The organism is uncultured Rothia sp. (assembly GCF_916049665.1).
In the GTDB taxonomy this organism is placed as follows: domain Bacteria; phylum Actinomycetota; class Actinomycetes; order Actinomycetales; family Micrococcaceae; genus Rothia.
The window spans coordinates 1-14,167 of record NZ_CAJZIE010000058.1; the positions used below are offsets into that span (position 1 = coordinate 1).

Annotated in this window: 11 protein-coding genes and 1 tRNA gene; all 12 read left to right on the forward strand. The window is 63.7% G+C overall.

Going from position 1 to position 14,167, the window contains the following annotated elements; genetic code table 11:
* The first annotated feature begins 19 nt into the window (after positions 1 to 19).
* Positions 20 to 94: transfer RNA gene (locus QZ540_RS06530), tRNA-Val, on the forward strand.
* Between the two features lie 106 nt (positions 95 to 200).
* On the forward strand, positions 201 to 1,070 hold the full coding sequence (locus QZ540_RS06535; protein ID WP_294628588.1) for a PD-(D/E)XK nuclease family protein: 870 nt from the start codon (positions 201 to 203) through the stop codon (positions 1,068 to 1,070).
* A gap of 249 nt (positions 1,071 to 1,319) precedes the next feature.
* A complete protein-coding gene (gene def / locus QZ540_RS06540; RefSeq protein ID WP_294628590.1) occupies positions 1,320 to 1,925 on the forward strand; it encodes a peptide deformylase in 606 nt (201 codons plus the stop codon).
* 6 nt (positions 1,926 to 1,931) lie between these two features.
* Positions 1,932 to 2,900, forward strand: a complete 969-nt coding sequence (fmt, locus tag QZ540_RS06545) for a methionyl-tRNA formyltransferase (RefSeq protein WP_294628592.1) — start codon at positions 1,932 to 1,934, stop codon at positions 2,898 to 2,900.
* Positions 2,897 to 4,849, forward strand: coding sequence for an RsmB/NOP family class I SAM-dependent RNA methyltransferase (locus QZ540_RS06550; protein ID WP_294628594.1), 1,953 nt, complete (start codon positions 2,897 to 2,899; stop codon positions 4,847 to 4,849). Before fmt ends, QZ540_RS06550 begins: the two co-directional genes overlap by 4 nt.
* Positions 4,850 to 5,014: 165 nt before the next feature.
* Entirely contained in the window at positions 5,015 to 5,716 is a 702-nt protein-coding gene (gene rpe / locus QZ540_RS06555; protein ID WP_294628596.1) for a ribulose-phosphate 3-epimerase, read from the forward strand.
* Between the two features lie 379 nt (positions 5,717 to 6,095).
* Positions 6,096 to 7,169 carry an iron-siderophore ABC transporter substrate-binding protein gene (locus tag QZ540_RS06560; RefSeq protein ID WP_294628597.1) on the forward strand — a complete coding sequence of 358 codons (1,074 nt, stop codon included), beginning with the start codon at positions 6,096 to 6,098 and terminating at the stop codon, positions 7,167 to 7,169.
* A 116-nt stretch (positions 7,170 to 7,285) separates the two neighbouring features.
* The gene (locus tag QZ540_RS06565; RefSeq protein ID WP_294628599.1) at positions 7,286 to 9,265 is read left to right on the forward strand and encodes a peptidase; all 1,980 of its coding nucleotides are present in this window, start codon (positions 7,286 to 7,288) and stop codon (positions 9,263 to 9,265) included.
* 166 nt (positions 9,266 to 9,431) lie between these two features.
* Positions 9,432 to 10,478: a plasmid partitioning protein gene (locus QZ540_RS06570; RefSeq protein WP_294628601.1), complete on the forward strand. Its 1,047-nt coding sequence runs from the start codon at positions 9,432 to 9,434 to the stop codon at positions 10,476 to 10,478.
* A 279-nt stretch (positions 10,479 to 10,757) separates the two neighbouring features.
* On the forward strand, positions 10,758 to 11,690 hold the full coding sequence (locus QZ540_RS06575; protein WP_294628603.1) for an iron ABC transporter permease: 933 nt from the start codon (positions 10,758 to 10,760) through the stop codon (positions 11,688 to 11,690).
* Complete coding sequence (locus QZ540_RS06580) at positions 11,690 to 12,790, forward strand: iron chelate uptake ABC transporter family permease subunit (RefSeq protein WP_294628605.1); 1,101 nt, start codon at positions 11,690 to 11,692, stop codon at positions 12,788 to 12,790. Before QZ540_RS06575 ends, QZ540_RS06580 begins: the two co-directional genes overlap by 1 nt.
* Positions 12,790 to 13,632, forward strand: a complete 843-nt coding sequence (locus tag QZ540_RS06585) for an ABC transporter ATP-binding protein (protein ID WP_070634751.1) — start codon at positions 12,790 to 12,792, stop codon at positions 13,630 to 13,632. Before QZ540_RS06580 ends, QZ540_RS06585 begins: the two co-directional genes overlap by 1 nt.
* The last annotated feature ends 535 nt before the right edge of the window (positions 13,633 to 14,167 follow it).

Genomic DNA, 14,167 nt, shown 5'->3' on the forward strand with positions numbered 1-14,167 from the left:
GGTATAGTCTTATCCGTAAGCGTGATTGGCGCAGTGGTAGCGCGCTTCGTTCACACCGAAGAGGTCACTGGTTCGAACCCAGTATCACGCACCAAAGAACCCCCGTTTCAAGGAACGGGGGTTTTATTATGCCCACCGGGTCAAACCCACCGGCAACAGTCCACCGCAGCGGACACAACCACCCGAGAATGAGGTACCCCGTGACAACACCCGAACTCGCCGCAGCCACCGACTACGGACGCATGTACTCCCGCAAACGCGGAGGAGAACTCCTCGTCCCCTCCATCACCACCGTCATCGGACAGCACGCCAGCGACCTCAGCGGTTGGCACGGGTACATGGCAGCCAAAGCCGCCCTCGAAGACCAGCGCGCCTACCGCGCCACCGGATCCCACGGCCTCAAATTCGCCATCATCCGCGACGCAGCCAGTGCCTCCGAACGATACCGCGACGCAGCCGCCGCCCGAGGCGACCGCGTCCACAACTACGCCGAAGCCGTCGCACTGCGCGCCATGGGTCGCGAACACAACCTCGACGAAAGCCGCGAACAGCTCATCATCAACGGCGAACAGGCCTACGCCGACCGCTTCGACGAATGGTGGGAAGCGTTCAAGCCCCGCCCCCTCGCCGCCGAAGTCACCATCTGGAACGACACCGTCGGCTACGCGGGCACCCTCGACCTCGTCGCAGAAATCGCGGGCCGAACCTGCATCATCGACTACAAAACCAAAGGCACCGACAAACGCGGCCGAGTCAAAGCACTCGACGAAAAAGTCGTCATGCAGCTCGTCGCCGGACTCAAAGCCGAAGAATCCATCGTTGACCCCGACGAGGGCACCTGGGAACCCTGGAAATACGGCGACGCGCCCGTCCTCATGGGCGTGGCACTCGGCGAAACGCAGGTGCTACCGCAGCAGGCGAACCCCGCCGTACTCGAACGCAACTGGTACAAATTCTGCGCGCTGCGCCGCGTCTGGGAATTCGATCGACAGCTCCAAGAATTTGAAGACCCCGCACTCATGCCCGTAGTACCCCCGCCGACTAGAAGACTGGGCGGCATAGGGGAGTAGCGGGCGTAGGGGAGAGGCTCAAACCCCCTGAGGAGGTGAGCCCAGGGAGGCGAGGCTCAGCCCTCACCCCAACGCCTCGATTCGTTCTAGATTCGCGCTACTGAATCGGCGACAATAGAACACAAGACAGAACGGCGCCCGCGCGCCCGCTGTGAAGAATGCGCCTGCTGGGAAAAACCGCCAGCGCAGTTCTGCCACCACAAAGAAATCCGTAAGCACATTCCCGGCACCTGCCGGCAGAGGAGAACCATGACCATCCTGAGCATCCGCACCGTGGGCGACCCGGTGCTGCGCAGCGTCTGCGACCCCATCACCGTCTTCGACGACGACCTGGCACGACTTATCGACGACATGCTAGAAACCATGTACGACGTGGGCGGCGTGGGCCTTGCAGGCCCGCAGGTTGGCATCTCCAAGCAGATCTTCACCTTCGGCGGCATTGACGACCGCGAAGGCTACATCATCAACCCCGTGCTTGAGATCGGCGAAGAAGACCAGGAAGGCGGCGAAGGTTGCCTGTCCGTGCCCGGTCAGAAGTCCGCGACCCCGCGCAAGAACTGGGCGCGCGTGACCGGCGTGGATCGCCACGGCGAGCCCCTCGTGCTGGAGGGTGAGGGACTGTTCGCGCGCATGCTGCAGCACGAAACCGACCACCTGCACGGCAAGCTTTTTATCGACCGCCTCGTGGGTGAAGACCGCCAGCGCGTGATGCGTGCCCTGCGCGCCGCAGATTACAACACTGTCGCCGCGAAGACCGTGACCGAACGTGCAACCCGCGTGGGCGGTGCCTTCGGTGCCGGTGGCGCGTTCGGTGCAGGTTCTGCTGGTTCCTCCTTCGGTAGCTTCGGAAAGTAGGCTCAGATGCTCAACATTATTTACGCAGGCACCCCCGACGTCGCCGTGCCCCCGCTCGACTACCTCGCGAACTCCGATAAGGTGCGCGTGGTCGGCGTGCTCACCCGCGAGGACGCCCCCGTGGGCCGCAAGCGCGTGCTCACCCCCTCCCCGGTCGCGCAGCGTGCCGAAGAGCTCGGCCTGCCCGTCGTGAAGGCAAACCGCTGGAACGACGAAGCCGCCGCGGCCATCGCCGAACTGAACGCTGACGCAGCCGCCGTGGTCGCCTACGGTGCCCTGCTACCGCTGTCCGCGCTGGAATCCCTGCGCTACGGCTGGGTCAACCTGCACTTCTCCAAGCTGCCCGCATGGCGCGGCGCCGCCCCCGTGCAGCGCGCCCTCATCGCCGGTGAGCAGGAAATTTTCTCCACTACCTTCCTGCTTGAGGAGGGCCTGGACACCGGCCCCACCTTCGAACAGGAATCCACCCCCGTAGTCGCCGACGACACCGCAGGAAGCGTGCTGATGCGCCTCGCCACCAGCGGCGGCGCACTGCTTGAGCGCACCTTCGAACGCCTCGAGGCCGGCGAGAGCGGCACCGTGCAGGTCGAGGACGAATCGGTCAGCTACGCCTCCAAGATGAGCATTGCCGACGGCCGCCTCACCTGGACCGAACCCGCCGAACAGATTCTGGCGCGCTTCCGCGGCGTGACCCCCGAACCCGGCGCATGGTGCGAACTGGGTGAAAACCGCTTCAAGATTGGCGGCCTCGCGGTTGCCGATGAGCGCCTGGTGCAGTCCCTGACCGAGGCGAACGGCGGACCCCTCGCACCCGGTGCGGTGCGTCTGCACGCGAAGAAGGTACTGGTCGGCACCGGTACCGAACCGCTGATGCTACTGCAGGTTCAGCCTGCCGGTAAGAAAATGATGGATGCGCCCGCGTGGGCTCGCGGCGCTGGCAAGGACATGGCGGAAGGCCTGGTGGTACTCGCATGAGCAACGAAAAGCGCCCCTACAAGGGAGGACACGGCAAGCCCGGTCACGCTGGCAATGGCAAGCCCGGCAACGGCAAGTTCAGCCAGGGCGGCGGTCAGGGTAAGTTCAATCAGGGCAGCGGCGAGGGCGGTGCGAAGCGTAAGCGTCGCCGCTCCGGCTCGGATGCTGGTGTGAATGAGCAGAACCGCCAGCAGAACCAGCGCTCCCAGAATCAGCGATCCCAGGGCCGCCCCCAGAAGTGGGATGACAACTCCCGCGGCGAATCCCGTACCGGCCGCCGTTTTGACGGCCTGACCAGCGTCGAACGCGCCGCACGCCGCGCCAAGACCGAGCACGACGACACCAAACGCGGTGGCGGCGGCACCTCCCAGCGCAATAAGAGCGGCCACGAACGCAACCGCCGCTCCATGTCTGCCCGCGAATTCTCCGCGGCGGCACCCTCCGCACGCTCGCGCACCGCAGACACCGCACGCGCCACCGTCTTCGAGGTGCTGCGCTCCGTGGCGGAATCCGACGCCTACGCGAACCTCGTGCTGCCCAAGGCGATTCGTAGCCACCGCCTCGACCACCGCGACGCGGGCTTCGCAACCGAGCTGACCTACGGCACGCTGCGCCACCAGGGCACCTACGACGCGATCCTGCGCCACTGCGTGGACCGCCCTCTCGAGAAGGTCGGCACGACCACGCTCATCGTGTTGCGCATGGGCGTGCACCAGCTGCTGAACATGCGCGTTCCCGCCCACGCTGCGCTGAACCAGAGCGTGTCCCTGGCACGCGAAAAGATCGGTGCGGGCCCGGCAAGCTTCATCAACGCGGTGCTCCGCCGCGTCTCCGAGCGAACCCCCGAAGAGTGGTACGAGCTCATCATCGAGGAGGCTAAGGACGACACCGAGCGCATGGCTCTGCTCGCCTCGCACCCCGCCTGGATTGTGCGTTCCATGCGTCAGGCACTGGTCGCGCACGGCCGCCCCGCCACCGAAATCGAGCAACTACTTGAGGCCGATAACCTCGCCCCCGTGGTGAACCTGGTTGCGCTGCCCGGCCTGGGTAGCCTCGATGAGGCACGCGAACAGGGCGCCGTCGACGGCGAGCTGGTCGAGGGCTCGGCGCTGTACGCATCCGGCGACCTGGCCCGCCTCGAATCGGTGCGTGAAGGCACCGTCCGCGCGCAGGATGCCGGCTCCCAGCTGGTAGCACGCGCGCTCGCCGCAGCACCCCTGGACGGCACCGACACCGCCTGGCTCGACCTGTGCGCAGGCCCCGGCGGTAAGGCGGCGCTCCTCGGCGCGCTCGGTATTCAGCGCGGCGCATCCCTGATTGCCAACGAGGCAGCTGCCCACCGCGCCCAGCTAGTGGAAGGCTCCCTGCGACCGCTGCCCGAGGACAGCTACACGGTACTCACCGGCGACGGCCGCCAGATCCGCGAGACCCTGCGCAAGAACGCCTCCGACCTGCCCGGATCCATTGAGCCCGGTCAGCTCTTCGACCGTGTGATGGTGGATGTGCCCTGCTCCGGTCTGGGTGCCCTGCGCCGCCGTCCAGAGGCGCGCTGGCGCAAGTCCCCGCGCGATATTGCCGAGCTGCTGCCCCTGCAGCGTCAGCTCCTGGATGCGGCCATCAGCGTGACCCGCCCCGGCGGCGTGATCGCCTACGTGACCTGTTCCCCGCACGCGGCGGAGACTCAGAACATCGTGGCCGAGGCGCTCGAAAGCGGTGCGGTGAGCCTGCTCGATTCGGCGGCCATCCTGCGCGAGGTGGCCCTGCACACCGAGGACTCGAACGGCGAGCCCGTGAGCGTGCTGGCGGGGGAGAAGGACCCCGGCCACACCCCCGAAATCAAGGTCAAGAAGGGTGCCCCGGTCGTGAACGCCTCGGCGACCACCGCTCAGCTGTGGCCGCACGTGCACGGGACCGACGCCATGTTCCTGGCCCTGCTGCGCAAGAACTAGGCTCCGGAAGCCTCGGGCGTAAACCCGGGCGTTTCAATCCCGCAGATCCGGAATTGCAGACCCGAACCCGCGCAAAATTAGACCGTCACTCGCCCCGCCCGGCCCATGCTCCATTCCCCGGAGCGCGGGCCGAGCGCGGGGGGAGTGCAACGTAAGGACAACACAATGGGCATTGCCATTAACCCGTCGATTCTCTCGGCGGATTTCGCGAACCTACAGCGCGAGCTCGAACGCATCTCTACCGCCGACGCCGCGCATATTGACGTGATGGACAACCACTTCGTGCCGAACCTCACCTGGGGCCCGCCGGTGGTCAAGCGTCTGCGCGAGGTATCGCCGGTGCCGTTCGACGTGCACCTGATGATTGAGGACGCCGACCGTTGGGCACCCGAATACGCCAGCATGGGATGCGAGTCGGTGACCTTCCACGCGGAGGCGGCTATCGCCCCCATCAAGCTGGCGCGCACCCTGCGTGCTGAGGGCGCGAAGGCGGGTATGGCGCTGCGCCCGGCAACCGCTGTGGAACCCTACCTGGACATGCTCGGCGAACTGGACATGCTGCTGATCATGACCGTGGAACCCGGCTTCGGCGGCCAGGCGTTCCTGGACGTGACCCTGCCGAAGATTGCCCGCGCCGCCAAGGCGATTGAGGGTGCGAACCTGCCGGTGACCGTGCAGGTGGATGGCGGCATCACTGAAGAGACCATCCTGCGTGCCGCGGAGGCGGGCGCAACCTGCTTCGTTGCCGGTAGCTCGGTCTACGGTGTGGATGAGGCACTCGGCGGTCCGGAGGCGGCAATCGCCTCCCTGCGTGCGGCGGCCGCATCGGTCAAGCGTTCCGGCGCCGGTTGCGGTTGCGGCTGCTAGCGGTGCACGCGGGGAATGGTACCCCGTATCTATGACCCTGCATCTATAACCCCGCACCTATAACTTTGCATCTGTAAAACCTCATGCGCCCCGTTGTGAAGAGTTCGCCCTGTTGCGGATTCTCGCGGCGGGGCGTTTTGTGTGCCTGGGTGCATATATGAGGTCACCGCCGAGAGGGCGTAGGGAGGGGGGAGAATCACCCCTTTTAAGTGACATAGTGTCAGCAAGACTATGACAAAGCGTGAAATATGTTAACCCGCGGAATTCCGCGGTAAAACCGGGCATTGCGACGGCCAGAGAAGCCAAACTGAAACCGCCTTGATGTAACACTCAGATATCTGTAAGGTTAGGTATAGTTTAGTCATTTATAGGGGGAACTATGTCTTTCAACCGATTCGAGCTGACCGACGCCGAGAACCACGGCGCATCGGGCGTTAACCGCCGCGCCTTCTTCGGTCTGGCTCTCGCATCCTCGGCTGCCCTTGCCCTCGCGGCCTGCAGCAGTGAGACCACCACGACCACCACTTCCGGCGGTTCCACCTCCGGCGGTAACGGCGGCACCCGAACCATCAAGGATATTGACGACGAGAACGTAGAAGTTCCCGCCAACCCGCAGAAGGTGATTGTCCTCTCCGAACCCACCCTCGACGGCCTGCTCGCCCTCGGCGTGACCCCCATCGGTTCCGTCTCCGGCCGCGGCCAGTCCGGCGTGCCCAACTACCTCGCCGACCGCGCCAAGGGCGTGCAGATCATCGGCACCGTCGCGCAGGTCAACTACGAGCAGATCGGCAACCTCGAGCCCGACCTGATCCTGGTCGACTCCACCGGCGTGGACAAGCGCTCCGACGCCTACGAAACCCTCAAGAAGATCGCCCCCGTCGTCTACTGCGGCTACGCGGGCGGCGACTGGCGCATCAACTTCCGCAACGTCGCTAACGCCATGAACATGGTCGACAAGGGCGAAGAAGTCATCAAGGCATACGAGTCAAGCGCCGCAACCCTGAAGGAGCAGCTGGCACCCAAGTACGGCGACAAGACCTTCTCCATCGTGCGCTGGGCAGGTAACGGCCCCGCCCTGATTCTGAAGGAACTGCCCGCCGGTCAGGTGCTCACCGACCTGGGCCTCAAGCGCCCCGAGGCGCAGGACCGCAACGGCCAGGGCCACTCCGAGCCTGTCTCTCTGGAGAACCTGGCAACCATCGACGCGGACTACATGTTCCTCGGTACCCTCGGCGGCGCAAGCCAGCAGAACCCGAACGCCCAGGGTACCGCGGGTCTGCAGGGCGCCGAAGAGGCACTGAAGAAGGCGAAGGAAACCTCCGGCTTCACCAACCTGAAGGCTGTTAAGGACGACCACGTCATCCTGGTTGAGGGCTCCAAGTGGACCTCCACCGGCGGCCCGCTGCTGCTCAACGGCATCATCGAGGACGTCAAGAAGGCACTTCCGCTCTAAACGCCCCGCGTGAAGTAATCACCCGCCGAGGCTTCCTGAACCCCTGCTCGCCGCGACCTAAACCCCAGCGGCGGGCAGGGGATGCACGACCCACCACACCATCCTCAAGGACCACAATGACCGAAACCCGACCCGCACGCACCGCAGCCCGCTACGGTGCCGTCGTGGCGCTCGCCGGCGCGCTCATCACCCCCGGAGCGGCACTGACCGGCACCACCATCGCATTCGCGGACACCCCCGCCGCTACCCAGCAGGACGCTAAGGCTACCGTGACCATCTCCACCGAGAAGTGGCGCGAGGGCAAGCTCGTGCTGCGCGGAACCGGATTCACCAGCACCGCATCCGGCCGCGGCGCAGTGTTCGCTGTAAAGTTCCTCGATGCCCTGCCTGACGAGGCTCACCAGGCGATTAACCCGCTCACTAAGCAGGGCGGCAACTCGCCCGCGAACTTCATGGGAACCGCCAACGAGGACGGCACTTTCGAGGTTGAGGTTGCTCTGCCGACCCCCGAAAACACCGGTCTGACCGCTGAGCAGCTGAAGAACAAGGGCTGGACCGTGGAGGGCACCAGCCACCGTATTCAGGTGCTTTCCGGTTCCCTGGGCGGTGTGGATGCGGACGGCAACACCTACGACCGTCGTGCATCTGTGGCGCAGAATATTACGCTGAGCGACCCCAGCCCGGCACCGACTGCTGACCCCAGCGCCACCGCAGAGCCTTCTGCAACCGCTGAACCTACCGCAGACCCCTCTGCTACTGCGGACCCCAGCGTAACTGCAGAACCGACCCCCGCACCTACCGCGGAGCCGACCCCCGAACCCAGCGCAGATTCGAAAACCTGCGCCCCCGCTGACGGCTCCTTCACCCCGCGCCTGACCATCGAGAACCCGAAGGCTGTTCAGGGTGGCAAGCTGCACCTGACCGGTGACGGCTGGTGCAACCCCGAGGACAAGAAGGCATCCGTTATCGGTCTGAAGATTGACGACGGCAAGGTGTCCCGCAACGACGCCACCGCAGTCAACGACAACCGCACCATCTGGGCTATCGTCACCCCCGACGAAAACGGCCACATCGACACCTGGATTGACCTGCCCACCCGCGACAACGCAGCCTTCAAGAATGACGAAGACGCCGCAAAGTACGCCTCCGGTGAGCACACCCTGCGCCTGCTGACCGGTAGCCTGCGCGACGGTGACCGCTCCGGAACCTACGGCGGCGCCAACAGCCAGGGCGGTATCAACACTACCTTCACCATTGGCGAGTACGCCCCCGGTGATGCGCCCGAGCCGGTCAACGCCTCCGAATTGACCGCTGGTAACGGCGTGCAGGTGAGCCGCGAGGGCTCCATCGTGACCGTGACCGTGCCGAACGCCGAGCCGGGCACCTGGGTGTACGCCGCAACCTACCTCGGTAACTCCCCGCAGACCCTCTACGGCTCCGGCTGGAAGCGCCTCGACGGTAACCGCAGCTTCAGCTACGAAACCAGCGTGAGCATGCCCGCCGCCACCTACCGCGTGGTCGTTCACAACGGCAACCAGGGCGCTGAAAATGCGGTGCTCGGTTTCGCAGAGCTGACCGTGGAACGTGCCGTTACCCCTCGTCAGGAAGTTTCCCGCGATGAGCAGGACGCCACCGACCAGCTGGTCGAAGAGCTGAACGAGAACCCCGCAACCAGCACCTCCACCGCGCCGGTTCCCATGCGTAACGCGGGCGGCCGCATCAGCACCCGCGCCACCGATGTGGACGCATCCCTCGCCGCGCTCTCGCAGAGCACCGCTCCGGTCGTGAACCGTGTGCAGGCGAAGGCGAAGGTTCAGAGCGCGCAAAAGAGCCTGGCAACCAATCTGCAGAAGACCGAGGCTAACGCAAAGAAGGCTGTGAAGGCTGCGGGCGTATCCGGTTCGAAGAACTCGCAGAACACGCAGGGCTCCCAGAACTCCGCCGCAGGCACCAAGGCACAGGGCCCGGTCATTGAAGGCACTGAGCTGACCGGCCTGACCAAATGGGTGGTCAACAACGCCAACAACCTGCTGCTCTCGGCGGCTGGCCTGGTGGTTTTGGCTGCGGCTCTGATTCTGCGCACCTCCAAGAAGTAAGCTCTCTGACCACACATTCACACCGGCACCGGCTCACGCCCCGCACCCTTGAACAGGGGTGTGGGCCGGATGCCCCACGAACCACTTGGGTCAAGACCCTCTGAACTGCACTTACACGAATCTTGTAGCGTTCAGCTCGACCCCGGTAATTTTTGAAAGGACCACCATGCGTGCACCTTTTTCGGGAGCCCCGAAGGCTTCCCTGACCTCTAAAGCGCTGACCGCCTGCGCCGCCGCAACCCTGGCGCTGGGCCTGGGCGTTGGCACCGCATCCGCTCTGCCTCCGGGTGGCGCGAAGCCCTCGACCCCCGGCACCTCCTCGACTGTCTCCTCTTCGGTGAGCGAGCACGGAGTGATTTCCTTTAGCGTGAGCGGTTTCCCCGCGAACACTGTGGTGTCCGTGAAGGTGGATGACGGCGATCTGTGCCCCTCCGATGCAGCTCAGGGCGCTTGCGTGGTGCACACCCAGAAGACCGACAGCAACGGCAACGTCTCCGGTTCCTTCGTTCTGCCGGATGTTGGCGCTGGCACCCACACCCTGCGTTTCCTCGCGACCGGCGAGAAGCGCGATAAGGACGGCAAGTACCTGGGTACCGAGGCGTACACCAACCGTAGCCCCGAGTTCACCGTGGTGGGGGAGGGCGGTTCGGATAACTCCTCCTCGAACTCTTCGGGTTCTTCCTCGAACCGTGGCTCTTCCAGCTCGAAGAGCAACGGCGGTTCCTCGAATAGCGGTTCGAGCTCTAACAACTCCGACTCTGCAGACGACGCTCAGGGCTCTAACGACTCCAACGAGTCCTCGTCCAACGGCGGCTCGAACGGCTCCTCCAATGGTTCCGCAAACGGTGCGGCTGAGGCTGAGACCGTGTACACCGATGCTGATGGCAACACCATCACCAAGGAAGAGTACGATCGCCTGAACTCGGAGGCTGATTCCTCGGGTACTACCTCTGGTTCTTCTAACGCTTCCTCTGCGCCTTCGGCTTCTGCGGCTGCGGGCGAGAAGAAGGCGACCGCTTCGGCGAGCGCGTCCTCTGCGGCTGTTGCGCGCGGTACTGCGTCGAGCCCGAGCGCTTCGGCTTCGGGCGCGGCTAACACCGCATCCACCGTGCAGACCGTGACTTACGGTGCTGCGTTCCCGTGGGTTGGCGTGGTGGTTCTGGGCGTAAGCATTGTGGGTGCCGCTGCGCTGCTGCTGGCCCGTAAGCGCTAAGACTTAACGTCGGATGCGGGTGGGGGAGTGACCCGCCCGCTCCGGCGTTTCTCTCGTTATCTACCGGTGTGCCGGGTGCCCCCTCTTTCAGTGGGGTGCCGGGGTGCGCCTCCCTGTTTTCTTGTATCGAGCATAAGGAGCATAGTGGCCCGCACGAGCTCATTGTCCCGAGGTGTTCAGCAGGAGAGTACGTCCCGTCAGGGGTCTGTGATTCAGGGGCAGAAGTTGGGTAAGCGCCTGGCTTTTCTGTTCTTGTTTGCGGTGCTTTTGGCAGGTGCTGTGGCTGCTTCTTTGCTGTTCGGATCGAATAATCTTCCGCCGGATGAGGTTCTGGCTGTTTTCAATGGCACTGCTTCTGAGCAGGCGCAGACGATTGTGATGGAGCAGCGTATTCCGCGTACCCTGGTGGGTCTTGCGGCTGGTGTTGCGTTGGCTGTTGCCGGTTCGCTGATGCAGTCGCTGACCCGTAACCCGTTGGCTGAGCCCGGCCTGATGGGTGTGAATGCCGGTGCTGCGGTGGCTGTGATTGCTTCCGTGGTGGTTTTCGGCGTGATGGGTATTTGGCAGTACATGATTGCTGCGACGATTGGTGGCGCGTTGGCTGCGGTGCTGGTGTACACGCTGGGTCGTGGCCGTGATGGCTCGATTGTGAAGCTTGCTCTGGCGGGTGTGGCGATTTCTGCTGCTCTGTCTGCGATTGCGCAGGGCCTGATTTTGGCTGATCAGGATGCGTATAACGAGTTCCGCGTGTGGGTTGCCGGTTCGCTGGAGGGCCGCGGCATGGATATCGCGTCGACGGTGGGCCCGGTGATCGTGCTGGGTGTGCTGGTGGCATTCTTTGTGGCTCCCGCGATTAATGCTTTGAGCATGGGCGAGGAGGCGGCGACCAGCCTCGGCGTGAGCGTGCGTACGACCCAGAACCTGACTCTTCTGGCGGTGACGGTGCTTGCCGGTGCGGCGACTGCTGCGGTGGGTCCGATTGGTTTTGTGGGTTTGGCGGTGCCTTTTGTGGTGCGTGCTCTGCTCGGTAATGATGTGCGCTGGGTGAATTATGGTTCGGCGCTGTTGGGTCCGGTGTGGCTGCTGTGTGCTGACGTGTTGGCGCGTGTGCTGGTGGCTCCGCAGGAGACTCAGGTGGGTATTGTGGCGACTCTTGCCGGTGCCCCGGTGTTCTTGTTCTTGATGACTCGTCGTAAGGTGGAGGCTCTCTAATGTCGAATTCTTCCGCTGTTTCGACTGCAACCGCCTCCGTGAACCGTTCGGTGCGTCGTCGCGGCCGTGATTTGGGTGGCCGCCCGGTGCTGACGGTGCGCGGTCCTGTGAGTGCTCAGGTGCCGTGGCGTGTGCTGATTCTGAATGTGGCGTTGGTGGTGCTGATTGCGGCACTGGCGTTTTGGGGCATGCTGCAGGGTGACTATAAGATCGCCCCGGAGAAGGTTATTCCGGCGTTGATGGGTGAGGGCAAGCAGATTGCTGTGGCTTTCGCTCAGCAGCGTGCGGCGCGTATTGTGGCGGCGCTTCTGGTGGGCGCGGCGCTTGGTCTGTCGGGTGCGATTTTCCAGGTGATTTCGGGTAACGCCCTGGGTTCGCCGGATATTATCGGCTTCACGAACGGTGCCGCGACCGGTGCGCTGCTGCAGATTATTGTGTTCAATTCCGGCCCCGTTGAAGTTGCCCTGGGCGCTGTGGTTGGTGGCTTGGCGACCTCGGTGCTGGTGTGGCTGTTGACGCGCCGCACGGGTCTGCACGGTTTCCGTCTGGTACTGGTCGGTATTGGTGTGGGTTCAACCCTGGCGGCGTTCAACGCCCTGCTGGTGGTGCGTGCTTCCCTGACTCAGGCGCAGACCGCGGCGTCCTGGCTGGCTGGTTCGCTGAATGACATCACCTGGGAGCGCACCTACGCGTTGCTGGGCCTGCTGCTCGTGGTGACTCCGCTGCTGCTGATGCTGGTCCGCCCGCTGGGCGCGATTCGTTTTGGTGACCAGGTGGCATCCGGTTTGGGTGTGAGCGTGAATGCGTACCGTGTGGCGGCACTGTTTATTGGTGTGCTTCTGGTGTCGCTGGCGACCGCGACGACCGGCCCGATTGCCTTCGTCGCCCTGGCGGCACCGCACATCGCGAAGACCCTGTCTCGTAGCGGCGGGGTGGGCTTCACCTCCGCGGCACTCATGGGTGCACTCATGGTACTCGGCTCCGACCTAATCGGCCGATTCGCTGTTCCCGGACGCATCATTCAGGTGGGTGTGGTGACCGGCGCGATTGGCGGCCTGTACCTGATTTACCTGATTTACCTCGAAAGGAAGAAGGGCTAGTGAACACTAGTGTGACGACCCGCCTTGAAGGCGAGAACATGGTGGTTGCCTACGGTGAGCATACGGTGCTCAACGGGGTAGATTTTCAGGTGCCGGAGGGGGAGCTGACCGTTATCCTGGGCCCGAACGCCTGCGGCAAGTCGACCACCCTGAAGGCTCTTGCCCGTGTGAACCCGCTCAAGGAGGGTGAGGTTCGCCTGGACGGCACCCCGCTGCCGCAGATGAAGTCCCGCGCTATCGCAAAGATCCTGGCGATGCTGCCGCAGACCCCGGAGGCGCCTAGCGGCGTGACCGTGGCGGATGTGGTGGCGCGCGGCCGCTACCCGCACCAGTCGCTGCTGCGCTCCTGGTCCGATGAGGACGAGCAAGCTTGCGTGGAGGCGATGCAGGCGGCGAACGTGCTGGAGCTTGCCGAACGCCCCATTGAGGCGCTGTCCGGCGGTCAGCGTCAGCGTGTGTGGATTGCCATGACCCTGGCGCAGCAGACCCCCCTGATTCTGCTGGATGAGCCGACCACCTACCTGGATATCACGCACCAGATTGAGGTGCTGAACCTGACGAAGAAGTTGCACTCCGAAGGTCGAACGGTAGCCGTGGTGTTGCATGACCTGAACCTTGCTTTCAGGTATGCTACTCATGTTGTGTTAATGAAGCAGGGTCGGATTATCGCTCAGGGCGATCCGCGTGCGATAATTACACCGGAACTTATTCAGGAAGTTTTTGACCTGCAATCGGTCATTATTCCTGATCCATGCACTGGTACTCCTCTGGTGATTCCTAAGGAGAACCAAACAATTCATATTGCCGCTGACGCTATTTCGGCGGCCCGCGAAAGCAAATAAGTTTTCGCCCCTAAGCCGCGTGGGAGTTTGCGCCACCTGTCTCAGTACGGGTGGAAAAGCTCGGCATTGCGCCAAGCAGCGAACGCTAGGATCTGAGGGACCCAGGATCCCCTGCGCGTAGGGCGCCTACCCGGTGCTCGCCCGTCTTTGACGCATGAACGGAAACGAGCACTGGGTAGGTTCCATTTTGGGAACCCGCAGATGAGGCACCGAGACTGCCGCATGAGACCTTGAGAGTTGCGACTTGAGAGGTTTGATGCACGGTCTCGGTGCCTCATCTCATTTAACCGCCCGGTTCGTGCAACCTATTCGTACACTCTATTCTGGCGCCCCAATTTTCGACCCCGTTTTTGGGGAGGGGGGCGAGGGGGGGGCGAGAAAGCTGCCCGCGCTCGCTGTCATCTTGTCATGTTTTGGTTCTTTCGCTTTTTCCTTTGGCTAGAGTTTGGGTAAGGGATACCATAGAGTGAGGTAGTAGAGGCTAACTAGATCGGAAGAGCACACGTCTGAACTCCAGTCACCTGAAGCTATCTCG

What these genes read in the sequence shown, in the direction of transcription:
- def (WP_294628590.1), top strand. Translation starts at nt 1,320, where the DNA reads ATGACCATCCTGAGCATCCGCACCGTGGGCGACCCGGTGCTGCGCAGC.
- fmt (WP_294628592.1), top strand. Translation starts at nt 1,932, where the DNA reads ATGCTCAACATTATTTACGCAGGCACCCCCGACGTCGCCGTGCCCCCG.
- QZ540_RS06550 (WP_294628594.1), top strand. Translation starts at nt 2,897, where the DNA reads ATGAGCAACGAAAAGCGCCCCTACAAGGGAGGACACGGCAAGCCCGGT.
- rpe (WP_294628596.1), top strand. Translation starts at nt 5,015, where the DNA reads ATGGGCATTGCCATTAACCCGTCGATTCTCTCGGCGGATTTCGCGAAC.
- QZ540_RS06560 (WP_294628597.1), top strand. Translation starts at nt 6,096, where the DNA reads ATGTCTTTCAACCGATTCGAGCTGACCGACGCCGAGAACCACGGCGCA.
- QZ540_RS06565 (WP_294628599.1), top strand. Translation starts at nt 7,286, where the DNA reads ATGACCGAAACCCGACCCGCACGCACCGCAGCCCGCTACGGTGCCGTC.
- QZ540_RS06570 (WP_294628601.1), top strand. Translation starts at nt 9,432, where the DNA reads ATGCGTGCACCTTTTTCGGGAGCCCCGAAGGCTTCCCTGACCTCTAAA.
- QZ540_RS06580 (WP_294628605.1), top strand. Translation starts at nt 11,690, where the DNA reads ATGTCGAATTCTTCCGCTGTTTCGACTGCAACCGCCTCCGTGAACCGT.